Source organism: Marinobacter sp. (assembly GCF_033722195.1).
In the GTDB taxonomy this organism is placed as follows: domain Bacteria; phylum Pseudomonadota; class Gammaproteobacteria; order Pseudomonadales; family Oleiphilaceae; genus Marinobacter.
The window spans coordinates 1-21,233 of sequence record NZ_JAWVZL010000020.1; the positions used below are offsets into that span (position 1 = coordinate 1).

The 21,233-nt window shown below is 65.2% G+C and carries 23 protein-coding genes; 9 read left to right on the top strand and 14 right to left on the bottom strand.

The features are described 5' to 3' along the window. From R3280_RS05785 to def, 5 genes are all read right to left on the bottom strand, one after another. The coding region (locus tag R3280_RS05785; protein ID WP_318997635.1) for a glycine--tRNA ligase subunit alpha at nt 1-404 on the bottom strand (404 nt) is incomplete at its 3' end. A 116-nt stretch (nt 405-520) separates the two neighbouring features. Then, nucleotides 521-1,894: a Trk system potassium transporter TrkA gene (gene trkA, locus R3280_RS05790; protein WP_318997636.1), complete on the bottom strand. Its 1,374-nt coding sequence runs from the start codon at nt 1,892-1,894 to the stop codon at nt 521-523. After that, on the bottom strand, nt 1,891-3,234 hold the full coding sequence (gene rsmB, locus R3280_RS05795; RefSeq protein WP_318997637.1) for a 16S rRNA (cytosine(967)-C(5))-methyltransferase RsmB: 1,344 nt from the start codon (nt 3,232-3,234) through the stop codon (nt 1,891-1,893). Before rsmB ends, trkA begins: the two co-directional genes overlap by 4 nt. After that, nucleotides 3,235-4,170, bottom strand: a complete 936-nt coding sequence (gene fmt, locus R3280_RS05800) for a methionyl-tRNA formyltransferase (protein ID WP_318997638.1) — start codon at nt 4,168-4,170, stop codon at nt 3,235-3,237. Between the two features lie 127 nt (nt 4,171-4,297). Then, nucleotides 4,298-4,801, bottom strand: a complete 504-nt coding sequence (def, locus tag R3280_RS05805) for a peptide deformylase (protein ID WP_318997639.1) — start codon at nt 4,799-4,801, stop codon at nt 4,298-4,300. Between the two features lie 329 nt (nt 4,802-5,130). On the opposite strand from def, the gene R3280_RS05810 reads away from it, so the two are divergent. From R3280_RS05810 to R3280_RS05840, 7 genes are all read left to right on the top strand, one after another. Then, nucleotides 5,131-6,150, top strand: a complete 1,020-nt coding sequence (locus R3280_RS05810; RefSeq protein WP_318997640.1) for a LysM peptidoglycan-binding domain-containing protein — start codon at nt 5,131-5,133, stop codon at nt 6,148-6,150. Nucleotides 6,151-6,270: 120 nt separating this feature from the next. Then, complete coding sequence (gene dprA / locus R3280_RS05815; RefSeq protein WP_318997641.1) at nt 6,271-7,491, top strand: DNA-processing protein DprA; 1,221 nt, start codon at nt 6,271-6,273, stop codon at nt 7,489-7,491. A gap of 159 nt (nt 7,492-7,650) precedes the next feature. Beyond that, complete coding sequence (gene hemF, locus R3280_RS05820; RefSeq protein ID WP_318997642.1) at nt 7,651-8,577, top strand: oxygen-dependent coproporphyrinogen oxidase; 927 nt, start codon at nt 7,651-7,653, stop codon at nt 8,575-8,577. Next, nucleotides 8,567-9,400, top strand: a complete 834-nt coding sequence (aroE, locus tag R3280_RS05825; protein ID WP_318997643.1) for a shikimate dehydrogenase — start codon at nt 8,567-8,569, stop codon at nt 9,398-9,400. Before hemF ends, aroE begins: the two co-directional genes overlap by 11 nt. Before the next feature lie 87 nt (nt 9,401-9,487). Beyond that, the gene (locus R3280_RS05830; RefSeq protein WP_318997644.1) at nt 9,488-10,261 is read left to right on the top strand and encodes a MotA/TolQ/ExbB proton channel family protein; all 774 of its coding nucleotides are present in this window, start codon (nt 9,488-9,490) and stop codon (nt 10,259-10,261) included. Nucleotides 10,262-10,264: 3 nt separating this feature from the next. Further along, nucleotides 10,265-11,095, top strand: a complete 831-nt coding sequence (locus tag R3280_RS05835) for a flagellar motor protein MotB (protein WP_318997645.1) — start codon at nt 10,265-10,267, stop codon at nt 11,093-11,095. A 116-nt stretch (nt 11,096-11,211) separates the two neighbouring features. Continuing rightward, nucleotides 11,212-11,532 (top strand): PA4642 family protein, encoded by a 321-nt coding sequence (locus tag R3280_RS05840; RefSeq protein WP_318997646.1) that lies wholly within the window; start codon nt 11,212-11,214, stop codon nt 11,530-11,532. Nucleotides 11,533-11,556: 24 nt separating this feature from the next. Here R3280_RS05840 and R3280_RS05845 read toward each other — a convergent pair whose 3' ends face one another. After that, entirely contained in the window at nt 11,557-12,012 is a 456-nt protein-coding gene (locus R3280_RS05845; protein ID WP_318997647.1) for an Hsp20/alpha crystallin family protein, read from the bottom strand. Nucleotides 12,013-12,213: 201 nt separating this feature from the next. After that, nucleotides 12,214-12,744, bottom strand: coding sequence for a gamma carbonic anhydrase family protein (locus R3280_RS05850; RefSeq protein ID WP_318997679.1), 531 nt, complete (start codon nt 12,742-12,744; stop codon nt 12,214-12,216). Between the two features lie 67 nt (nt 12,745-12,811). On the opposite strand from R3280_RS05850, the gene prlC reads away from it, so the two are divergent. Both prlC and R3280_RS05860 read left to right on the top strand, forming a co-directional pair. Then, nucleotides 12,812-14,857 carry an oligopeptidase A gene (prlC, locus tag R3280_RS05855; RefSeq protein WP_318997648.1) on the top strand — a complete coding sequence of 682 codons (2,046 nt, stop codon included), beginning with the start codon at nt 12,812-12,814 and terminating at the stop codon, nt 14,855-14,857. A 62-nt stretch (nt 14,858-14,919) separates the two neighbouring features. Continuing rightward, complete coding sequence (locus R3280_RS05860; protein ID WP_318997649.1) at nt 14,920-15,183, top strand: YheV family putative zinc ribbon protein; 264 nt, start codon at nt 14,920-14,922, stop codon at nt 15,181-15,183. 7 nt (nt 15,184-15,190) lie between these two features. On the opposite strand, the gene R3280_RS05865 is transcribed toward R3280_RS05860, so the two are convergent. The 7 genes from R3280_RS05865 to R3280_RS05895 form a co-directional block, all read right to left on the bottom strand. Beyond that, nucleotides 15,191-15,424 (bottom strand): DUF1653 domain-containing protein, encoded by a 234-nt coding sequence (locus tag R3280_RS05865; protein WP_318997650.1) that lies wholly within the window; start codon nt 15,422-15,424, stop codon nt 15,191-15,193. A 30-nt stretch (nt 15,425-15,454) separates the two neighbouring features. Then, nucleotides 15,455-15,841 carry a DoxX family protein gene (locus R3280_RS05870; RefSeq protein WP_318997651.1) on the bottom strand — a complete coding sequence of 129 codons (387 nt, stop codon included), beginning with the start codon at nt 15,839-15,841 and terminating at the stop codon, nt 15,455-15,457. Between the two features lie 53 nt (nt 15,842-15,894). Then, entirely contained in the window at nt 15,895-16,338 is a 444-nt protein-coding gene (locus R3280_RS05875; RefSeq protein WP_318997652.1) for a group 1 truncated hemoglobin, read from the bottom strand. A 29-nt stretch (nt 16,339-16,367) separates the two neighbouring features. Continuing rightward, nucleotides 16,368-17,225 (bottom strand): DUF3034 family protein, encoded by an 858-nt coding sequence (locus R3280_RS05880; RefSeq protein WP_318997653.1) that lies wholly within the window; start codon nt 17,223-17,225, stop codon nt 16,368-16,370. 8 nt (nt 17,226-17,233) lie between these two features. Then, entirely contained in the window at nt 17,234-19,609 is a 2,376-nt protein-coding gene (locus tag R3280_RS05885; RefSeq protein WP_318997654.1) for a putative bifunctional diguanylate cyclase/phosphodiesterase, read from the bottom strand. Next, the gene (locus R3280_RS05890; RefSeq protein WP_318997655.1) at nt 19,609-20,295 is read right to left on the bottom strand and encodes a methylamine utilization protein; all 687 of its coding nucleotides are present in this window, start codon (nt 20,293-20,295) and stop codon (nt 19,609-19,611) included. Before R3280_RS05890 ends, R3280_RS05885 begins: the two co-directional genes overlap by 1 nt. 194 nt (nt 20,296-20,489) lie before the next feature. Continuing rightward, nucleotides 20,490-21,143 carry a hypothetical protein gene (locus tag R3280_RS05895; protein ID WP_318997656.1) on the bottom strand — a complete coding sequence of 218 codons (654 nt, stop codon included), beginning with the start codon at nt 21,141-21,143 and terminating at the stop codon, nt 20,490-20,492. Nucleotides 21,144-21,233 lie beyond the last annotated feature (90 nt).

Consider the following 21,233-nt stretch of genomic DNA (forward strand, 5'->3'; position numbering starts at 1 on the left):
CCCAGGGTCGGGGACTCCCAGTTGTCCTCGACGAAGCGGATGTCATGCACCAGCGGGTCCAGGCCCAGGGCCTTGAGGGAGTCCAGGTAGAGCTCCTGGATGTTGTCTGGCGACGGCTTGAGCACCACCTGGAACTGGTAATAGTGCTGCAGGCGGTTGGGGTTCTCGCCGTAACGGCCGTCGGTGGGCCGGCGGCTGGGCTGGACGTAGGCGGCGTTCCAGGTCTCCGGGCCAATCGCCCGCAGGAAGGTGGCGGGGTGGAAGGTGCCGGCGCCCACTTCCATGTCCAGCGGCTGCAGGACCACGCAGCCGTGCTGGGCCCAGAAATTCTGCAGCGCCAGGATCAGGCCCTGAAAGGTTTTGATGTCCGGTGTTGTTGCGCCCTTGCTTGCCTTGTCTGTCACGACGGTTGCCTGCTGCTGTGTCTGAGTGTTGCGCCGGCCGGCCAGGCCCTGCGCATCGAAGGGTCGGAATTATACGCCTCTGCGCGGCGTATTTCTAAGCCACCGTTGCCGCCGCCCTAGAAGAAGGTCAGGCCGACCTGGAACAGGCGCTCCACGTCACGGATGCGGGACTTGTCCACCAGGAACAGGATGACGTGATCGTCCGGCTGCACCCGGATGTGGTCGTGGGCGATCAGCACCTCATTGTGGCGGACGATGGCGCCGATGGTGGTGCCTTCCGGCAGCTGGATCTCGTCCAGGCGCTTGCCCACGACCTTGGAGGAGCGGTGGTCGCCGTGGGCGATGGCCTCGATGGCTTCCGCGGCACCCCGTCGCAGGGCGTGCACATTGACCACATCACCCTTGCGGACATGGGTCAGCAGGCTGCCGATGGTGGTCTGCTGGGGTGAGATGGCCACATCGATCTCACCACCCTGGATCAGGTCGACGTAATCCGGGTTGTTGATCAGGGTCAGCACCTTGCGGGCGCCCAGGCGCTTGGCCAGCAGGGACGCCATGATGTTGGCCTCGTCGTCGTTGGTGACCGCGCAGAAGACGTCGGTCTTCTCGATGTTCTCCTCCAGCAGGATGTCCTTGTTGGCGGCGTTGCCCTCCAGCACGATGGTCTTGCGCAGGCTTTCGGACAGCATCACACAGCGCTCCCGATCCCGCTCCAGCAGCTTGACCTGGTAGCGGCCCTCCAGGGTTCGCGCCAGGCGCTGGCCGATGTTGCCGCCGCCGCAGATGAAGATCTTCTTGTAGGGCCGCTCCAGTGGCTGCAGCTCGCTCATCACCTTGCGGATATGGTCGGTGCCGGCGATGAAGAAGACCTCGTCGCCGTCCTCAATGACGGTATCGCCCTGGGGGATGATGGGCCGGTCCTTGCGGAAGATGGCCGCCACCCGGGTGTCGGTCTTGGGCATGTGGGAGCGCAGGAAGGACAGCTCATGGCCCACCAGCGGGCCGCCCTTGGTGGCCCGGATCGCCACCAGCCGCACCAGGCCCTTGGAGAACTCCAGCACCTGCAGGGCGCCGGGGTATTCGATCAGCCGGGTGATGTGCTCGGTGACCACCTGCTCCGGGCTGATCAGCACATCCACGGGAAAACCGGATTCGTCGAACAGCTCCCGCCGCGCCAGGTAGGCGTTGGCCCGCACGCGGCTGATCTTGGTGGGGGTCCGGAACAGGGAGTAGGCGACCTGGCAGGCCACCATGTTGACCTCGTCACTGCTGGTGACGGCGATCAGCATGTCGGCATCCTCGGCGCCGGCCTGGCGCAGGACGGTGGGGTAGGAGCCGCGGCCCTGGACGGTGCGGATGTCGAGCCGGTCCTGGAGTTCCCGCAGGCGCTGGCCGTCGCTGTCGATGACGGTGATGTCGTTGGCTTCGTTGGCCAGGTTCTCGGCCAGTGTGCCGCCCACCTGCCCCGCCCCGAGGATGATGATCTTCATAGCCCGCTACCCTGGTCATTGGTGTGTGCGTTCGGCGCCCCGTCGTGACGGCGCACCAGGACAGCATAGAAGAAACCGTCCTGGGCCTGGGGGTCGGGCAGCAGCTGGCGCCCGGCGCCGGTATCCAGTCCCCATTGTACCGGCAGCGCCACCAGCTCCGCCTCCGGTTGCTGGCGCAGGAAGCGCTGAATTATACGGTGATTTTCCTGGGGGAATACAGAGCAGGTGGCGTACACCAGCCGGCCCCCCGGTGTCAGGGTCTGCCAGAGCGACTCCAGCAGCCCCAGCTGGATCCTGGCCAGGGCAGCGATATCGCCTTCCCGGCGCAACAGCTTGATGTCGGGATTGCGGCGGATCACGCCGCTGGCGCTGCAGGGCACGTCCAGCAGGATGCGGTCGAAGTGCCTGCCATCCCACCAATCCCCGGTGGCGCCGGCATCGGCGGCCAGCAGGATGGCCTCCAGCCCGAGGCGATCCAGGTTCTCGCGGATTCGGGGCAGGCGGGTCTCGGACTGGTCGATGGCGATGACCTCCGCCAGCCCCGGCTGCTGCTCGAGCATGGCGCAGGTCTTGCCCCCCGGTGCGGCGCAGGCATCCAGCACCCGTTGCCCCGGGGCCAGGTCCAGCAGGGTGGTGCAGAGCTGGGCGGCCTCGTCCTGGACGCTGACGGCGCCATCGGCAAAGCCCGGCAGGCGCTCCACCGGCAACGGCCGCGCCAGCTGGATGCCGTGAGGCGCGTGGCCGGTGGCCTTGGCCTCGATGCCGTCGTCCCGCAGCCATTTGAGGTAGTTGTCCCGGTCGATCTGACGGGCATTGACCCGCAGCGTCATGGGTGCCTGGCTGTTGTTGGCGGCGAGGATGGCCTGCCAGTGCTCCGGCCAGTTGTGGCGCAGTTTCTCCACCATCCATTCGGGGTGACTGTAGAGCGCTGACTCAGAGCCGTGGTCGGGCTCGCCTTCCCGCTGGGCGGCCCGCAGTACCGCGTTCACCATGCCGGCCAGATGGGGTTTGGCCAGGACGCGGCAGGCTTCCACGGTCTCATTGAGGATGGCGTAATCGGCCTGCTGGCTGTGCCGCAACTGGAACAGCGCCACCAGCAGGAGTTGGTGGACAACCCGGTCGTTAGGGCGCAGCGGCTTGTTCAGGCGCCGGCCCAGTTCACTGTCGAGCCGGTGATACCAGCGGCAGGTGCCGTAACACAGGGCCTGGAGTTCGGGCCGGTCCTGCGGGGCCACCCGGGCCTGGGCCAGGGGCAGGCTCTGGGCCAGGGACTGACCCTGCTCGACCGCCTGCAGGGCCTGGGCGGCGGCGACTCGAACCGGTAGCTGGGGGTCGGCCATTCAGTGCAGCTCCTGGCCGGGCAGCAAAACCGGCTTGCCGCCATTGATCAGGTCCGCCGGGGATTGCGCCCGGGCCCCGGGCAACTGCAATTGTGTGATGCGCAGTACGCCCTCGCCGCAGGCCACATCGATGCCGCTGCGCTGGCGGTCGAGGACCCGGCCCGGGGGCTGGCTGTCGTCGCCCGGCAGCGGCTGGGCTTCATGTATGCGGATGCGCTGGCCATCCAGCTCGGCGTAGCTGCCGGGCCAGGGATTGAAGGCCCGCACCTGACGGGCAATGTCCGCCGCCGGCCGGCGCCAGTCGATGTGCCCTTCCTCCTTGGCAAGTTTGTGGGCGTAGCATGCCAGGCTGTCGTCCTGGGGTTCGGCCGTCAGGCTGCCATCGGCCAGCCGCGCCAGGGCGTCAACGATGGCATGGCTGCCCAGTTCCGCCAGCCGGTCATGGAGGCTGCCCCCGGTGTCGCCGGGCGCGATGGGGGTGGCGACTTTCAGCAGCATGGCGCCGGTATCCAGGCCCCGGTCCATCTGCATGATGGTGATGCCGGTTTCGGTGTCGCCGGCGGCGATGGCGCGCTGGATGGGGGCGGCGCCGCGCCAGCGCGGCAGCAGGGAGGCGTGGATGTTGAGGCAGCCCAGGCGGGGGATCGCCAGCACCGCCGGCGGCAGGATCAGGCCGTAGGCGGCCACCACCATCACGTCCGGCGCCAGCGCCGCCAGCTCGGCCTGGGCCTCGGGTGTTTTCAGGGATTCGGGCTGGTAGACCGGCAGGCCGGCGTCCAGGGCCACCTGCTTGACCGGGCTGGCGGCGAGCTTGCGGCCGCGGCCGGCGGGCCGGTCAGGCTGGGAGTAGACCGCCACCACCTGGTGGCCGGCGGCAAGTAGGCCCCGCAGGGCGGCAGCGGCGAAGTCCGGGGTTCCGGCAAAAACGACTCGCACGGGTCAATCATCTCCGTCTTGATCGGCTGGTTCCGGCGCGGTGGAAATGCGCCGGCTGGATACGAAAAGACCGGGCCTGTGCCCGGTCTGTGTTCACCGCTGATGTTCTGGCTGGCTCCGCGTCGGGTCAGGCCCGGATCTTGTGCTGCTTCTCCAGCTTCTTGCGGATGCGTGTGCGCTTCAGCGGGCTCAGGTAGTCCACGAACAGCTTGCCCTTGAGGTGGTCCATCTCGTGCTGGATGCAGACCGCCAGCAGACCGGTGACCTCGCGCTCGAACGGCTCGCCGTTGCGGTCGAGGGCCCTGACCCGGATATGGTCGATGCGGGTCACATCCTCATAGAAACCGGGGACCGACAGGCAGCCTTCCTGCATGTCCTGGTAGTCGCCCTCCAGCACTTCGATTTCCGGGTTGATCAGCACCAGCGGCTCGCTGCGGTCGTCGGAGAGGTCGATCACGATGACCTGCTGGTGAACATTGACCTGGGTGGCCGCCAGCCCGATACCCGGCGCATCGTACATGGTTTCGAACATGTCATCGATAAGCTTGCGGGTTTCGTCCGTCACCTGGTCGACCGGCTTGGCAACGGTGCGAAGGCGCGGATCCGGGAATTCGAGTATGTCTAGTATCATGGTGCCCTGATCTTGTTCCGGTTCGACGTATTTTCAGAACTGCGATTTCAGAAATGCGACTGCGTACTGCGCAATCTTTTTCACCCCGACTATTATGGTCGGGACAACCAAAAAAGTTTCAAGTAAGTTCCTTATCGGACGACGCTATTATCCCTTATCTTCGCCATTGATTACAAACTGATCAGTGATAGGTAGAATTTACTGGAAGAACAAAAGATAACATCACAATTCGCCGGACTTCTTCTATAGTAGAGAAACAGGCTTCGGGTCTCGGTCTGGGTACAGACGCGGAACCAATCGATTAAGGCATGCGATCAAGGACTTACATAATGAGGAAACTGCTGTACGCGCTGGCAGCCACCATGCTGCTGCTGACCTCCTGGGCGCAGGCGGATGGCCCCGAGTTCCGGTCAGACCACCCCGAGCGATATACCGTCGTCAAGGGCGATACCCTCTGGGACATCTCCGCCCGCTTCCTGAACAACCCATGGTACTGGCCGGAAATCTGGCATGTGAACCCCCAGGTTCGCAACCCGCACCTGATCTACCCCGGCGATGAGCTGGCGCTGGTCTATATCGATGGCCAGCCCCGGGTGACCAAGGTACGCAGTGACGGCGTGGTGAAACTGTCGCCCCAGGTGCGGTCCGAACCCATTGAGCTGCCCATACCCACGATCCCGCTGGACGCCATCAGCAGCTTCCTCACCGATACCCGTATCGTTGACGTGGAGACCCTGGAGGGTGCGCCCTACGTGCTTGAGGGCGAGGACGGCCGCATCATCACCGGCGCCGGCGACAAGCTCTACGCCCGTGGCGACAAGCCGGCAGAGAACGTCGGGGTGTTCCGCCGCAGCAACAGCTATGTGGATCCGGACACCGGCGAATTCCTCGGCCTGGAAGCCCGTGCCATCGCCGACGGCGAAGTCACCAGCGACAGTGGCGACGTGCTGACCGTGATGCTCAAGCGCTCCAACGAAGAGGTGCGCATCGGAGACCGTCTGCTGGTGAGCCAGGACCGCCCCATCAACACGAGCTTCAACCCCAGTGCCCCGGAAGGTGACATTCAGGGCAAGATGATTTCGGTGGAAGGCGGTGTCAGCCAGATCGGCCAGTACGATGTGGTCACCATCAATCGCGGTGCCCGCGAGGGCCTCGAGCCGGGCAACGTGCTGGCGGTCTACCGCGCCGGCAACCTGGTGAAGGACCCCTACAACGGCCAGGTGGTTGAACTGCCGGCCGAGCGCGCCGGTCTGATGATGGTGTTCCAGACCTACGACAAGCTCAGCTACGGTCTGGTGCTCCAGGCCACCCGGCCGCTGGCGGTGGGCGACACGGTTCGCAACCCCTGATGCCTTGCCCCTCGCGGGCAGGCCGGTGACAGAAGCGGGAGCCTCAGGGCTCCCGTTTTTTTATGGCATACTGACAATAAAACAAGGCCAGGAAGGCCGCCCCCGTTCAGAGGATGAACCATGACCGACGTTACCAACCCGGCCGCGCCCGCCGACGCCGTGCTGGCGGACCCCCAGAGCCCCTGGATCCTGTTGAGCCAGCTGCCCGGCATGGGCGCACGGCGCTGGCAGGCCATCAAGGACCATCTGGACAGCCCGCTGGAACTGCTAACCCTCAACGCCGCCACCCTGGCTTCCCTCAACCTGCCGGTCGCCGCCCGCGAGCCATTGCTGGCCTGGCAGGCGGGCGACCTGAAACACCCGGCGGTGGCCGAGGTGCTGCGCATCCACCGGGCCTGTGAACGACACGGCTTGACGCTGGTGCCCTGGGCCAGTGCCGCTTACCCGGCCCTGCTGGCCAGCATCCACGACGCACCCCTGCTGCTCTACGTCCGCGGCGACGCCGCCCTGCTGCATCGGCCCCAGCTGGGTATTGTCGGCAGCCGGCAGGCCAGCCGCGCCGGTCTGGACCATGCCCGGGCCTTCGCCACGGCGCTCGCCAGGGCCGGCTATCTGATCACCAGTGGCCTGGCCCTGGGCATCGATGGCGCCGCCCACCTGGCGGCACTGGAAGCAGGCGAAGCCACCCTGGCGGTGGTGGGTACCGGCCTGGATATCAGCTACCCCGCCCGGCACCGGGCCCTGACCGAGCGCATTGCCAGCGCCGGCGCTGTGGTGTCGGACCTGCCGCCGGGCTCGCCGGCACGGGCGGCCCACTTTCCCCAGCGCAACCGCATCATCAGCGGGCTCAGCCGTGGCGTGCTGGTGGTGGAGGCCAGCCCCCGCAGCGGCTCGCTGATCACAGCCCGGCTGGCGCTGGAGCAGGGTCGCGAGGTGTTCGCCATCCCCGGTTCCATCCACAATGCGCAGGCGAGGGGCTGCCACCAGCTGATCCGTCAGGGCGCCACCCTGGTGGAAACCGTCGCCGACATCGAAGCCGAGCTGGAGGCCTGGGAGCGGCCACGACCGGTAGCCCGTGCCGCCGCCTTAGGCCGCAAGTCGCCACAGCCCCCACCGGTGCCACAGCCGGCGCCGCCAAGCCCCGCCCTCCAGCCGGACCTGAGTGGTCTGGGCAAGCGGGAAATCGCTGTCATGGAGGCTTTGGGGTATGATCCGGCTTCCACCGATGCCCTGTGCGCGGCCACCGGCCTGGCGGCGGAGCAACTGATGCAGTCCCTGCTGCTGCTGGAGATGGAGGGACTGGTGGATTCCGCACCGGGAGGCTTCCAGCGCCTTGTCTGAGCGGCCCCGGTCTGCATAATGAGATGTCATGACCAATCCCGTTTCGCCAATGTCTGTCTGGCGCCGCAACCCGTTCTCCCGGACCTTTGGGCAGTGGCGGCCAATTCAGCCGCACCCTGGATATCGTCAACGAGCGCTGGCTTCGTTAGGAGAAGATGCATGACCCCACCGGATACCGAGGCGGTCCGTCAGTACTTACTGACCCTGCAGGAGCGTATCTGCGCGCGTCTGGCGGCCGTTGATGGCAGCCAGGATTTCGCCACCGAAAGCTGGGATCGCCCCGAGGGTGGCGGCGGCATCAGTCGGGTACTGGCGGACGGCGCCGTGATCGAGAAAGGCGGCGTCAATTTCTCCCGGGTGATGGGAGAGACGCTGCCGCCGTCGGCCACGGCCCACCGGCCGCATCTGGCGGGCGCGCCCTGGCAGGCCATGGGCGTGTCGCTGGTGATCCATCCCCGCAATCCCTACGCCCCCACCTCCCATGCCAATGTGCGGTTTTTCATTGCCAATCCGCCGGACGGTGAGCCGGTCTACTGGTTTGGTGGCGGCTACGACCTGACACCCTACTACGGCTTCGACGACGACTGCGTGCACTGGCACCGCACCGCCCGGGCTGCCTGCGAGCCCTTTGGCGAGCATGTCTACCGGGACTACAAGCGCTGGTGTGACGAGTATTTCTACCTCAAGCACCGGGCCGAGCCCCGGGGCGTGGGCGGGCTCTTCTTCGACGACCACAACAGTGGCGACTTCGAGCGGGATTTTGCGCTCATGCAGGCGGTGGGTGACAGTTACATCGACGCCTATGAACCCATCCTCAGGGCCCGCAAGGACCACGACTACGGCGAGCGGGAACGGGATTTCCAGCTCTACCGCCGGGGCCGCTACGTGGAGTTCAACCTGGTCTATGATCGCGGCACCCTGTTCGGCCTGCAGTCTGGCGGGCGCACCGAGTCCATCCTGATGTCGCTGCCGCCGCTGGTGCGCTGGGACTACAATCGCCAGCCGGAGCCTGGCAGCCCGGAGGCGCAGCTGACCGAGCATTTCCTGACCGCCCGCAACTGGCTGGAGCCGACGGATGACGAATGACCTCTACGCGGTGGTGGGCCATCCCATCAGCCACAGCAAATCCCCCTGGATCCACAGCCATTTTGCCCGCCAGACCGGTGAGCCGGTGGAGTACACCGCCATCCAGGCGCCGCTGGAGGGCTTCGAGCAGACCGTGCGGGATTTCTTCGCCGGCGGTGGCAAGGGTCTCAATGTGACGGTGCCCTTCAAGGAGCAGGCCTGGGCCATGGCGGACCACCGCACCGCCCGGGCGGAGAAGGCCGGTGCCGCCAACACCCTGTACCAGGATGACCAGGGCCGGCTCACAGCCGATAACACCGACGGCGCCGGCCTCGTGGCGGACCTGACCGACAACCACGGCTTCAGCCTGGTGGGGGAACGGCTTCTGGTCCTGGGCGCCGGTGGTGCCGTGCGGGGTGTGCTGGGGCCACTGCTGGCCCAGGGGCCGGCCCAGGTGGTGATTGCCAACCGCACGCCGGACAAGGCCGGCAGGCTGGCGGAGCTGTTCGCGGCCGAGGCCGGCGACACCCGTCTGCAGGGCTGCGGCTTCGACCAGCTGAGCGGCCGCTTTGACCTGATCATCAACGGCACCAGCGCCAGTCTCCAGGGTGAGCTGCCGCCCCTGCCGGCGGGCCTGGTGGGGCCGGGCACCAGCGGTTACGACATGATGTACGGCCAGGAGGTGACGCCCTTCAACCGCTGGCTGCTGGACCAGGGTGGCCGGCTGGGCATCGACGGTCTGGGCATGCTGGTGGAGCAGGCCGCCGAAGCGTTTGCGGTCTGGCGTGGCGTACATCCCAAAACGGCACCTGTGATTGCCGCATTGCGTTCCGGGGCGAGCTGAACCCGGCCGAATGGGCTATTCTTCAGGCTCTGATTGCCGCCGCCATGGCGGATGTTGCGATTCCCGCTTTGTAGTCGAGGTTGGTCGATGGACATTCTGACCCTGGTGGGCCTGGTGACCGGCATATTCATTGTGGTGGCGGCGATGCTCGCCAATGCCAGCCTGCTGACCTTCATGAACCTGCCCGGGCTGGCGCTGGTGCTGGGCGGTACCTTCGCGGTCACCCTCATCAAGTTCCGCCTGGCCACCGTGCTGGACGCCTTTCGCCTGGCCTTCGCCGCCGCCTTCACCGACCGGGTGGAAAAACCGGTCAACCTGATCCGGGAAGTCAGCACCCTGGCACGGCTGGTACGAAAGGAGGGCATCCTGGGCCTGGAAAGCCACCAGACCGACAACGACTTCCTGCAGAAGGGCATCAACCTCTGCGTCGATGGCCATCCGCCGGAGCTGATCGAGGAGGCCCTGGCCCAGGACATCCAGCAGACCATGGAACGCTACGACGTGGCCGAGCGGGTGTTCCGGGGTATTGGCGAGTCGGCACCGGCCATCGGCATGCTGGGCACGCTGGTGGGGCTGGTGCAGATGCTCAACAGCCTGGACGACCCGGCCTCCATCGGCCCGGCCATGGCCATCGCCCTGCTGACCACGCTCTACGGCGCCTTCATCTCCCAGCTCATTGCCCTGCCGCTGGCGGACAAGCTGCAGCTCAAGGCCGAGGACGAGCAGCGCAACCGGCTGCTGATCGCCACCAGTATCCAGAACATCATGCAGGGCCAGAACCCGCGGGTGATGACCGAGCTGCTGTCCGCCTTCGTGACTCCGGAGCAGCGCACGGCCCTGGCCCGGGAGCGGGAGGCCTAGGCCATGGCGGTGCTGGTCCGCAAACGCGCCCGCAAGCCCGGCGGCGCCCCCAGCTGGGTCGTCACCTTTGCCGACCTGGCCACCCTGCTGCTGACCTTTTTCATCCTGCTGCTGTCATTCGCCGAGATGGACCTGGAGAAGTACCGGGCCATGGCCAATTCCATGGCGGTGGCGCTGGGCAGCAGCAACGTGCTGGGGGAGGATATCGGCGGCTCCCCCATCACCCTGGTGGAGTCCGACACGGTGTCGCTGCCGGAGGTTACCCCGCAACCGGCCGAGGAGCCCGAGTTCATCGACGAGCGCAGTGCCGACTCGGCGCCGACCGCGGTGCCGGCAGGGGTGGTGGATCTGGCTTCCCGGCTGATCACCGAACTGGAGCCGGAAGTGGCGGGCGAGGCGCTGTCGGTGAACTACGACACCGAGAAGGTGATCATCCGTTTCGCCGAGGACGCGACCTTCCGCTCCGGTGAGGCCGCCATCAAGGCGGACATGATCCCCATCATCGAGCGGGTGGTGGAAGTGCTGGCCAGTTGCAGCGGCGAGGTGCTGGTGGCGGGTTACACCGATGATCGCCCGGTAGTGAGCGGTCGCTATCGCTCCAACTGGGACCTGTCGGCGGCGCGTGCCGTGTCGGTGGTCCATGAGCTGGTGATGAACCGGCAACTGGCAGCGGAGCGGGTGACCGCCGCCGGCCGCGCCGAGACCAACCCCCTTGTGCCCAACGACAGCCCGGAGAACCGCGCCCGGAACCGGCGGGTGGAAATCACCGTCCGTGATCCCCAGTGTCAGCCGGGCACCGGCCCGACTCCGGAGCGACTTGAAATTCTGCCCTGATTCCACAGTCTTATGCCCGCCAGCAACTACCTCAGGCGGAATTCGTCTAACCAAAGCCGGGTGAGACCGTTATACTGTCGCCCCTTTTGACAGCCAGGCAGGATGAGAGTGACATCATGAGTGGACCGGAAAAACCCAAGGTGATCGGCGAGGAATGGGGTGACGAGCGGGTCAAGAGCTTCCTGTTCATCAGCCCCTATGACGCCCGCATCAACGCGGATTTCCATGTCCTGATCAAGGCTTACCAGGCCATGAGGGCCGGCGATTTCGAGCGTTTCCTGGGATTTTTCACCGAAGCCGGGCGGGATATCAATGCCGTCAACGAGGACGGTCAGACCATTCTTGACCATGTCCTGGAACACCGTCGCAGCGTACCCTACGCTGAGGCCCTGCGGGCCGCCGGTGGCAAGACCGCGGCCGAAGCCGGAAAGGGCTGAGTCCTCTCCGGCCCGGCACGGAGTTTATTCCACATCCACCTCGATGGCGCGGGGCTTGGCCTTCTCCCTCTTGGCCAGGGTCACCTGCAACACCCCGTTGCGGAAGCTGGCCTTGACGCTGTCCGGGTCGACGTTGTCCGGCAGCGTGAAGCGGCGCACGAAGTGGCCATAGATCCGCTCGATGCGGTGATGCTTGTCGTCTGAGGTCTCATCCTCTTTCTTGCGTTCCCCCTGGATGGTGAGCACCCGGTCCTCCACCGTGACCTGGACATCGTCCTTTGACAGTCCCGGCAGTTCGGCATCGATCTGGAAGGCTTCCGCGGTCTCGCGGATGTCCACCGCCGGTGCCCAGTCGGTGCGGCGGAACAGGTCCTTGCTCTCGCCGTTGCCGTTGACCCGGGGCATGCCCAGGTTGCGGCTGTAACGGTCCAGCAGGTCCTCGAATTCGCTGATGGGATTCCAGCGTGTGATGTTGGCCATAACAAAGTCCTCCTTACGAACCTGAAAACGGATGTTGATTGAATTCAGCTTCGCTCGCGGAACGGCTCCCGGCGGGGCCGGGATGTCCGTGAACTTCTGCTAGAACGAAAAATAGGTTCGGGCCGGAATTTTTCAAGAGCCTTTCGGCATGCCCCTATTCCGCCTCTCTGGCTCGGCAGCCGGCGTCAGGAGGGGCCGGTATCAGGCCAGGTACTCGTCTTTGAGTCTGACGTAGTTGGCGGCGGTGTAGGTAAAAAAGCTGCGCTCGTTGTCGGTGAGCGCGCGGGCCTGGCGGCAGGGTGAGCCCACGTAGAGATGGCCCGAGGCCAGGGTCTTGCCCGGAGGCACCAGGGTGCCGGCGGCAATAATGACCTCGTCCTCCACCACGGCGCCATCCATAATGATGCTGCCCATACCCACCAGCACCCGGCTGCCGATGGTGCAGCCATGCAGCAGGGCCCGGTGACCGACGGTGACATCGTCACCCAGGGTGGTGGGCCAGCCGCCGGGATTGTAGTCACTGGCGTGGGTGATATGGACCACGGTGCCGTCCTGCAGGCTGCAGCGGGCGCCAATGCGGATCCGGTGCATGTCACCGCGGATCACCGTGGTGGGCCAGACTGAGCAGTCGTCGCCAAGCTCGACGTCGCCGATGACCACAGCGCTGGGGTCGACCCAGGTACGCGCACCGAATTTTGGCGTGCTACCCTTGTGAGAGCGGACTTGCGCCATCATGTAATCCTTATCGAAACCGTATCCGAAGAAAGTACCTGACATTCAATAGACTGAGAAGGCCCCTATGAACAATCCGTTGTTGACCGACGAGCTGTTGCCGCGCTTTGACCATGTCCGGATCGAACACATGGAGCCGGCCATCGACCAGATCCTCAGCGAGAACCGGATGAAGATCCAGACCCTGGCGACCCAGGAGGAGCCCGAGTGGCATACCCTGGCGCTGCCCATGCAGGCGCTGGACGACCATCTCAACAACGCCTGGTCGGTGATCTCCCATCTTAACGGTGTCAACAACAGCGACGAGCTGCGCAAGGTCTACAAGTCCTGCCTCGACAAGATCACCGAGTACAGCACCGAGCTGAGCCAGAACGAGCATCTCTGCGAGGCCTACAAGAAGCTGGCGGCCCGGGACGATTTCAAGGATCTCAGCCAGGCCCAGCAGAAGGCGGTGGAAAACACCCTGCGGGATTTCCGTCTTGGCGGGGTCGATCTGCCGCCGGAGGACAAGGTCCGCTACGCCGAGCTCAAGATGGAGCTGGCCGACCTGTGCAACCGTTTCAGCGACAACGTGCTGGACGCCACCCAGCACTGGAGCAAGCACATCACCGATGCCGGCGAACTGGCCGGCCTGCCGGAGACCGCTCTGGCCGGGGCACGCCAGGCCGCCAAGCAGCGTGATCTGGAAGGCTACCTCATCACCCTGGATTTCCCCAGCTTCTACCCGGTGATGACCTATTGCGACAACCGGGACCTGCGCCGGGAGGTCTATGAGGCCTACGTCACCCGCGCCTCCGACATGGGCCCGGATGCCGGCACCTGGGACAACACCCCGGTGATGGCGGAAATCCTCAAGCGCCGCCACACCCTGGCCAAGCTGCTGGGATTCAACAACTACGCCGAGCGCTCGCTGGTCACCAAGATGGCCCGCAGCGTGGACGAAGTGATGGACTTCCTGAACCAGCTGGCGGAGAAATCCAAGCCGGTGGCGGAAAAGGACATCGCCGACCTCAAGGACTTTGCCAAAAAGGAATACGGCGTCGAGGAGCTGGAAGCCTGGGATGTGGGCTACTACAGCGAAAAGCTGCGGCACCAGCGCTACGACATCTCGCCGGAAGACCTGCGTCCCTATTTCCCGGTTGACCGGGTGATCTCCGGGCTGTTCCGGGTCACCGAGCGGCTGTTCGGCGTCCAGATCGAAGCGCAGCCGGACATCGAGACCTGGCATGCGGACGCCACCGCCTATCGCATCACCCGCGACGGTGAGCCGGTGGCCTATTTCTACTTCGACCCCTTTGCCCGCCAGGGCAAGCGGGGCGGCGCCTGGATGGCAGATTGCCGGGTACGCTGGCGCAACCTGCGCGGCCACGTCCAGCTGCCGGTGGCCTTCATGACCTGTAACTTCACCCCGCCGGTGGACGGCAAGCCCTCGCTGCTGACCCACGACGAGGTCACCACCCTATTCCACGAGTTCGGTCACGGCCTGCACCACATGCTGACCCGGGTGGATGTGGCGGACGTGTCCGGCATCAACGGCGTGGCCTGGGACGCGGTGGAGCTGCCCAGCCAGTTCCTGGAGAACTGGTGCTGGCATCCGGAGTCCCTGGCGCTGATCGCGGGCCACCACGAAACCGGTGACCCCCTGCCCCAGGACATGCTGGACAAGATGCTGGCGGCAAAGAACTTCCAGTCCGGCATGCAGATGGTGCGGCAGCTGGAGTTCTCGCTGTTCGATTTCCGCCTCCACGCCGAGTTTACCGGTGAGGCCCCCACCAACCCGCTGGATGTGCATCGCCAGGTACGGGACGAGATCGCGGTGATCCGGACACCGGACTTCAATCGCTTCCCCAACAGCTTCTCCCACATCTTCGCCGGTGGCTACGCGGCCGGCTACTACAGCTACAAGTGGGCGGAAGTACTGGCGGCGGACGCCTTCTCGCTGTTCGAGGAAAACGGCATCTTCGACCAGGAAACCGGCCGCGCCTTCCTGGAGAACATCCTGGAGAAAGGCGGCTCGCGGGAGCCCATGGAGCTGTTCAAGGCTTTCCGGGGCCGGGAGCCCAAAGTGGACGCGTTGCTGCGCCAGAACGGGATCACATCCGAGGCGGCGTGAGCCGATGTCGGACCGGGGCCGTAAAATCCGGCCCGGTCCGGGATAACGTGGAGTCGAAAGTTATGGCAAGCCCCAAGCGGTTCATTGCCGGCGCGGTCTGTCCCCGCTGCGCTGAAATGGACAAGATCGTGATGTTCACCACCGAGGACGGCCAGTTCCGGGAGTGCGTGGCCTGTGGCTTCGCGGACCGCCAGGGGGATGCCGAGCCGGTGGCGGCGGAGCTGCAGACGCGGGTCAACAAGCGCAGCAACAGGGACGATCACACCGTCAAACAGGTGGTGTTCTTCAAATCATCCAGCGCTGACGACGACCAGAGCCGCCACTGAACCCGAGTCAGTGGCGTTCGTCCGACTCTTCGATCAGGGCAAAGCGGGGTACCTGCTCGCCGCCCAGCTCCACAGTCTCACGGAACATCGCCAGGGGCCGCACCCAGAGACTGTGATCACCGTAGAGGCAGCGGTAGACCACCATGGGTTCCTCGGTCTCGCTATGGCGTGCGGTACCAATCACCTCGTAATCCTGACCCTTGTAGTGCCGGTAGCGGCCCGGCTTGACGGTGGCTGTCATAGCGGCTTCTCCTGGCTGCCCCTCGGGGCCTCAGTTCTTGAGTTTGTAGCGGCCGGGGCCGAGGAACACCAGCGCCAGGGCGATGAACAGGAAGAAGCCCTGCAGTTCCAGGGCCCAGCCGCCGCTGCGGCTGAGCGCCATCAGCTCACCGCCGTGGGCCAGCGCAATGGCCACCAGCATGTTGAAGACAATCAGCAGGGCACCGATGCGGGTGTAGTAGCCCAGGATCACCATGATGGGGGCCACCAGCTCGCCGATGAATACGCCATAGCCGAATATGCCCGGTATACCGTGGCTGGCCAGCATGCCCTCGATGCCGCCAATGCCGCCGAACAGTTTGGCAATACCGTGGAACAGCATCAGACCGCCCAGGGTCAGCCGGACGATCAGTTTTCCCAGATCCGCATTATCGAGCAAGGTGGTTCTCCAAGGCCTGTGGTTACGAGCTCAGCGGTACGCCGCCATGCCTGCTAGGGCCTGACTATAGCATCATGCATCGGGGCGAGTCTGGCCAGCAGACGGTTCTGGGCTGCGGTAGGCACCCGGTTCTTCTCCATGGCCAGGATCAGGTCCTCCACCAGGGCGTTGAACTGGGTGTTGGTGATGGCCATGGCGCTGTGGGATTCGGCCATGTCGCGGCCGGTGTAGGTGCAGGGGCCACCGGCCAGCATACAGATCTGGTCACTGAGGTGACCGTGGAAACGGGCCACATCCAGCCCCCGGAACTGGAAGGCAATGCGCTCATCATCGACGATGATGTACAGCAGATCCTCGACGATCGCTTCAATACCTTCCCGTTCACCCAGAGCTGCGTAGAGATCCGGGTTGTCCTCCTGGGGCGCCGCCGGCGGGGTCTGACAGGCTGCCAGGGTAAACGCCAGCAGCAGCGCGACAATGGCCTTGGCAAGAATCATGATGGCCTCCGTAAGCCAGGTTGGCTTTGCTAGAAAGTGCCCTGCAAAGACAGGTAGGGGCCGCGCTGGTCGGCAAGCCCGGCAATGTCCCCCAGGTTGACCCAGGCCGCGGTGACCGCCAGCCGGCGGTCAGGCACCCAGGCCACAAAGGCGTCGTACCAGTCCTCCTCCGCGGCGAAGTCCAGGTTGTCGGGTTTCTGGCGATACTCCACACCCACCAGCCAGCGGCGGCTCACGAAAACGCCGGCACTGCCCTCGAACATGGGCTGGTAGCTGTCGTCCCGGTCGCCGCCAAAACCCAGCAAGCCACCCTGGTTGGCTTTTGTCAGCCGCACGCCGGCGTTGACCAGCAGGTTGCGGTCAAAGACAGCGGCAAAGAACAGCTTGCTGCCGGTCAGGAACACATCGGTGCCGGTCTCGTCCTCGGCCCCCACCGCAGCGGGTATGGTGAACTGGCGCTGGCGTTTGTGCTGGAGGCCAAGCGACCACTGGCCAAAACGGTCGTAGAGCACATCGCCGTAGAGGCGTACCTTGGCGCCGAAGATGTCCTGGCTGAGCTCGTCCTCCCCCAGGGCCGCGCCCAGAGTGTCCAGGTCCAGGGTCTGGCGACCTGCGCTCAGCTCCACCCGGTTGCGCCAGTTCAGGGTGGCGCCGGCAAAGCTGACGGTAAAGTCGTCCACCTCGGCCCGGGACAGCGCCAGGGTGCCGCCCCATTCGGTATCGCTGGCGTAGCCGCTGAGCAGGGCCCAGGGCACCAGGCCGCCACCGGCGCTGCCCTCGATGGTGGTCACCCCGCCGGTGGCCCAGAGGCGGCTACCCGGATCGGCGCTCAGCCAGGGGCTACAGACCAGCAGCCCCAGCAGGGCGGCCGCAGGCAGGGACAACATTCTCCGACTCATGATTCCGCCTCCCCGGTGGCATGGTGTTGATGATGCTGGAGTTCCGATGTTCGCTGGCGGAATGCCCGCTGCCACTCCAGCAGCCCGGCGGCCGGCAGCGGCCGGGCCAGGAAAAAGCCCTGGGCCAGGTTGCAGCCCCAATGTTGCAGCAGGCGCCAGCTGGCCTCGTTTTCGATGCCCTCCGCCACCACACTGAGGCCCAGCCGATGGGCCATGTCGATGGTGGACTGCACGATCAGCTGGTCCTGGGGTTCGGTGTCCAGCTTCAGCACGAAGGATTTGTCGATCTTGAGCTCGTGCACCGGCAGCGAACGCAGTTGTGCCAGGGACGAATAGCCGGTGCCGAAATCGTCCACCGACAAACGGAAGCCCAGGGCGCGAAGTTTCTCCAGGGTCTGGACCGCCAGGGCCGGGTCGGACATGACCGCGCTTTCGGTGACCTCGAAGGTGATGCGGTCGCGCGGGCACTCCCAGGACTCAAAGGCATTGAGAATCATCGACGGCAGCGCCCGATTGGTCAGGTCCAGGGCCGACAGATTGATGGCGACGCCGATATCCAGCCCCTCCTGGTGCCATTGCCGGGCGTCCCTGGCAATGCGATGCAGGATGAACTCGGTAAGTAGGTGGACCTGACCTGAACGCTCCGCCAGCAGGATGAATTCGTCCGGCCCGATGAAGCCCAGCTCGCCGTGCTTCCAGCGTATCAGCGCCTCCACCTGGTGAAATTCGGCGGACTCGAAGCACACCTTGGGCTGGTAATTCATGTACATCTCGTCCGCCAGCATGGCCGGCTGCAGGTCCTGGATCAGACGCAGCTCCCGCAGGTGATGCTCGTCGCCGCCGGGCTGGTAGATGGCCGCCTGGTTCTCGGCTTCACGGGCGCGCTCGAGGGTCAGGTTGATGCGGCGGCGGACCTGGTCCGGGGTCTGGGCCTGATCCGGTATCCGGAGGGCGGCAATGTGGACCTTGAGGTTGATGGGGGTATCCTGGATCACGGTGGCGTCTTCCACCTGCTCCTTGAGCTGCAGAATAAGCTCCTCCAACGCCTCCGGCCCCTGGTCGGGCACCAGCGCCGTGAATTCATTGCCCCCGGTGCGGCCGATCGGGTGGCGGGGGTCGAGCTTTCCCCGAAGCCGCAGGCCGGTGGCGATGATGACCTGGTCGCCAAAACTGAAACCCAGGGTGTCGTTGATGGCCTTGAACTTGGCCAGCGACAGCGCCAGCACCCAGCACGGGCGGTTGTCACTCAGGGCCGCACCCAGAGCATTGTCGACGGCCTTGCGGTTGTTCAGGCCGGTGAGCTCATCGTGAAGCGCATTGTGCTCAAGGCGGTGTTCCCGCTCCCGGATCCGCAGGATCATGTGGCTGAGGGCGTCACGAAGCACCCGCAATTCCCCGGTGGTGCGGATCCGGGGTGGCTCGGCCCGGCGCCCCGAACCAATGGCGCTGGCAAAGTTGGCCAGCTCCAGTACCGGCCGGCCAAAGGCCCGGGCGGTGGCCAATACCAGAATGCCCGCCACCACCAGCACCACCAGGACCAGCAGACCGATTTCCCAGGCCAGCTGGAAGTAGCTCTGCAGCGCATTGCTGCGGCTGCTCAGCAGTAACAGCTGGATCGCGTCTTCCGGGCCATCGCTGATCGGCAGGACGCGACTGAAATACTGCTGGGTCTCCACCATGCGCTCACCTTCCCCGGTGCCAAAGGTGTCCAGAAAGCCGGCGTCGAACTGGCCGCCTTCAAAACTGGACGCGAGGATGGAAATCAGGTCGTCCTGTTGCCGTTTGACCACCACCTCAGTGCCGGTCAGGTCACTGATGGCCTTGGCGAAGCTGTCGTCCAGGAGAAAGCCGGCGGTGAGCCAGGCCCGCAGGCCGGCGCCCTGCACCGGCACCACAATCAGCTGATAGGCCTTGCCGTTCCAGCTGCGGATATCGGCGGCCTGACGCTGGCCCCGCGCCGCCTCCAGCAGCTCCGGGAAGGGCGTGACGGTGCCGTTCTCCAAACCGTGCAGGTTCGCCACCAGGCGACCCTGGTTGTCACTGAGCAGGGCGACGTCCGCGCCGGCCCGGCGTATCTGGTTCACCAGGGCGCTGGTGATGGTGGGCTGGTCACCGCTGGCGATGGCGGAGCGGAAGCCGAAGTCCTCCACCGCCACCTGCAGCCGGGCGGCCAGCAGCTCGTTACGGCGGGCCAGCACCTCGAGGGCGACGCCACCGGCCACATTGAGCTGCTGGCGCGCGCGGGTCTTCTCGGCCTCGAACAGGTTCAGCAGCAGCAGGCCGGCGATACTGGCCACGGTGATGACCACAATGGTCAGCATTGCGATCAGGAGGCGACTGCGGAAGCCCAGAACCAGGCGTCTGGTGGCCATCAGAGGTTCCGGAAGCGCTCTTGCAGACCCCCGAAGCCATCGGTATCGGCCGGTTCCGGCGTCAGCTCAAGGGCGAGGCGCTGGCGGATCGGAAACGGGCCGGACAGGCTCAGGGTCTGGGCGCTGGTGTTGTCCGGCAGTCGCGGATGCCAGATACGCACCGCCAGCTTGCCGTCGCTGTCCAGCAGCTGGTCGGGAACCTCCAGCCGGGCGATGCCGGCGGCGCCGGAGCGGGCCACGTGGGGTGTCCCGGTGACCACGATGAAGGCCTGCATGGTGTCGTGGATGTTGCAGCCCAGCTCCACGATGCCAACGGTGTCAAAGGTGATGGGGCGTGGCGGTTCGTCGGCGTACAGCTCGATATTGAAGGTCTTGGCGGCGGAAAACGAGTAGACATGGTGCTGGGTGTTGTCGTTATTGGGGAAATTCACCTCCGAGCCCCTGGGCACCACCAGCAGGTCCGGGACAAAGGCGCGGTTCTTCTGGCCCATCACGGCCTGCACCGGGCTGACGGATTGCGGGCTTGTTACCATCACCACCACGTCCGCTACCGGCTCCGGGCTGTCCTCCTCGTTGAAGCTCAACTCGAGAACACCGGCGCCGGCGGGGCCGGCCAGCCACAGCAGGGCGAGGCCCGCCAGGACGGCGCCCGGCCGGGTCGGGCGAAACGATGTAAATGCCTTCATAATTCCGGAAACCACATGAATGTCGGGCCACAAAAAAACGCCCACAGCGTGATCGGGCTGAAGGACAGGACGTGGCGGCTAGCCTGGTTGCCCACTGACGACTCTGGCCAGTCAGTGGAATCTATGAGTCGCATTAGTGTTGGTCATGGTGGGCCAGTTGACCAACTTTTTCAGGTAACAGTTTGACGCCAGGTTCAATGTTTGCCTTCCCCGCCGAAGGCGAAATGGATGTGGTTGCGCAGCAGCAGGTTTTCCCAGTATTCCCGCATCCAGCCCCAGGCGGCGTGCCTGGCCTGCTCCACAAAGGGGTCCAGGTTGAGTTCGTAATAGTCCGGCGAGCCGGCGATCTGCAGCACCGTGATGGTGATGGACTGGTCCAGCTCGTTGGCAAAGGGCTCGCCGATGAGCTGGTGAACCAGCAGGTTGGCCTGGGTCGCCTCCATATCCACCAGCTGGCTGGTGCGGATGGAGCGATTGTTCTCGTACATCTCCTCCATCAGCCGGTGGCACAGATAGGCCCGGATCAGCAGGCCGTCGAGGCCGTCATAGCGGGCCAGCAGGACCGAGGGCTGGGTGAAGTAACGGGTTGCGGCCTGGATGAACGGGGCAAACAGCTCCTCAGTGCCGGCCTGGCGGGCGCAGGCGTCGACGTATTCGATCAGCCGCGGCGCCATCTCGATGTACTCCACCGCGAACTGGAACAGGCAGGTGGCGGGCTGGTCACAATCCACCTTCACAGTGGCGGGCAGGGTGTCCGCCTTTTCCCGCAGCAACTGCAGAAAGGTGCCGGATCGGGCTTCCTGACGACGCGCCTGGTCAATGATGTGAAGTACCGCCTCTGGAGTCATGTCTGGAGATGCCAATGTCTGCACTGAATAGGATCGCAAGGCGCCTCCCGAGAGCCGTCCGCCAGTGGTGACTACAGGGGGGTTCACGGG

Coding starts and splice junctions, on each gene's coding strand:
- trkA (WP_318997636.1), bottom strand. CDS start 1,894: ATGAAGATCATCATCCTCGGGGCGGGGCAGGTGGGCGGCACACTGGCC.
- rsmB (WP_318997637.1), bottom strand. CDS start 3,234: ATGGCCGACCCCCAGCTACCGGTTCGAGTCGCCGCCGCCCAGGCCCTG.
- def (WP_318997639.1), bottom strand. CDS start 4,801: ATGATACTAGACATACTCGAATTCCCGGATCCGCGCCTTCGCACCGTT.
- R3280_RS05810 (WP_318997640.1), top strand. CDS start 5,131: ATGAGGAAACTGCTGTACGCGCTGGCAGCCACCATGCTGCTGCTGACC.
- dprA (WP_318997641.1), top strand. CDS start 6,271: ATGACCGACGTTACCAACCCGGCCGCGCCCGCCGACGCCGTGCTGGCG.
- hemF (WP_318997642.1), top strand. CDS start 7,651: ATGACCCCACCGGATACCGAGGCGGTCCGTCAGTACTTACTGACCCTG.
- aroE (WP_318997643.1), top strand. CDS start 8,567: ATGACGAATGACCTCTACGCGGTGGTGGGCCATCCCATCAGCCACAGC.
- R3280_RS05830 (WP_318997644.1), top strand. CDS start 9,488: ATGGACATTCTGACCCTGGTGGGCCTGGTGACCGGCATATTCATTGTG.
- R3280_RS05835 (WP_318997645.1), top strand. CDS start 10,265: ATGGCGGTGCTGGTCCGCAAACGCGCCCGCAAGCCCGGCGGCGCCCCC.
- R3280_RS05840 (WP_318997646.1), top strand. CDS start 11,212: ATGAGTGGACCGGAAAAACCCAAGGTGATCGGCGAGGAATGGGGTGAC.
- R3280_RS05845 (WP_318997647.1), bottom strand. CDS start 12,012: ATGGCCAACATCACACGCTGGAATCCCATCAGCGAATTCGAGGACCTG.
- R3280_RS05850 (WP_318997679.1), bottom strand. CDS start 12,744: ATGGCGCAAGTCCGCTCTCACAAGGGTAGCACGCCAAAATTCGGTGCG.
- prlC (WP_318997648.1), top strand. CDS start 12,812: ATGAACAATCCGTTGTTGACCGACGAGCTGTTGCCGCGCTTTGACCAT.
- R3280_RS05860 (WP_318997649.1), top strand. CDS start 14,920: ATGGCAAGCCCCAAGCGGTTCATTGCCGGCGCGGTCTGTCCCCGCTGC.
- R3280_RS05865 (WP_318997650.1), bottom strand. CDS start 15,424: ATGACAGCCACCGTCAAGCCGGGCCGCTACCGGCACTACAAGGGTCAG.
- R3280_RS05875 (WP_318997652.1), bottom strand. CDS start 16,338: ATGATTCTTGCCAAGGCCATTGTCGCGCTGCTGCTGGCGTTTACCCTG.
- R3280_RS05880 (WP_318997653.1), bottom strand. CDS start 17,225: ATGTTGTCCCTGCCTGCGGCCGCCCTGCTGGGGCTGCTGGTCTGTAGC.
- R3280_RS05885 (WP_318997654.1), bottom strand. CDS start 19,609: ATGGCCACCAGACGCCTGGTTCTGGGCTTCCGCAGTCGCCTCCTGATC.
- R3280_RS05890 (WP_318997655.1), bottom strand. CDS start 20,295: ATGAAGGCATTTACATCGTTTCGCCCGACCCGGCCGGGCGCCGTCCTG.
- R3280_RS05895 (WP_318997656.1), bottom strand. CDS start 21,143: ATGACTCCAGAGGCGGTACTTCACATCATTGACCAGGCGCGTCGTCAG.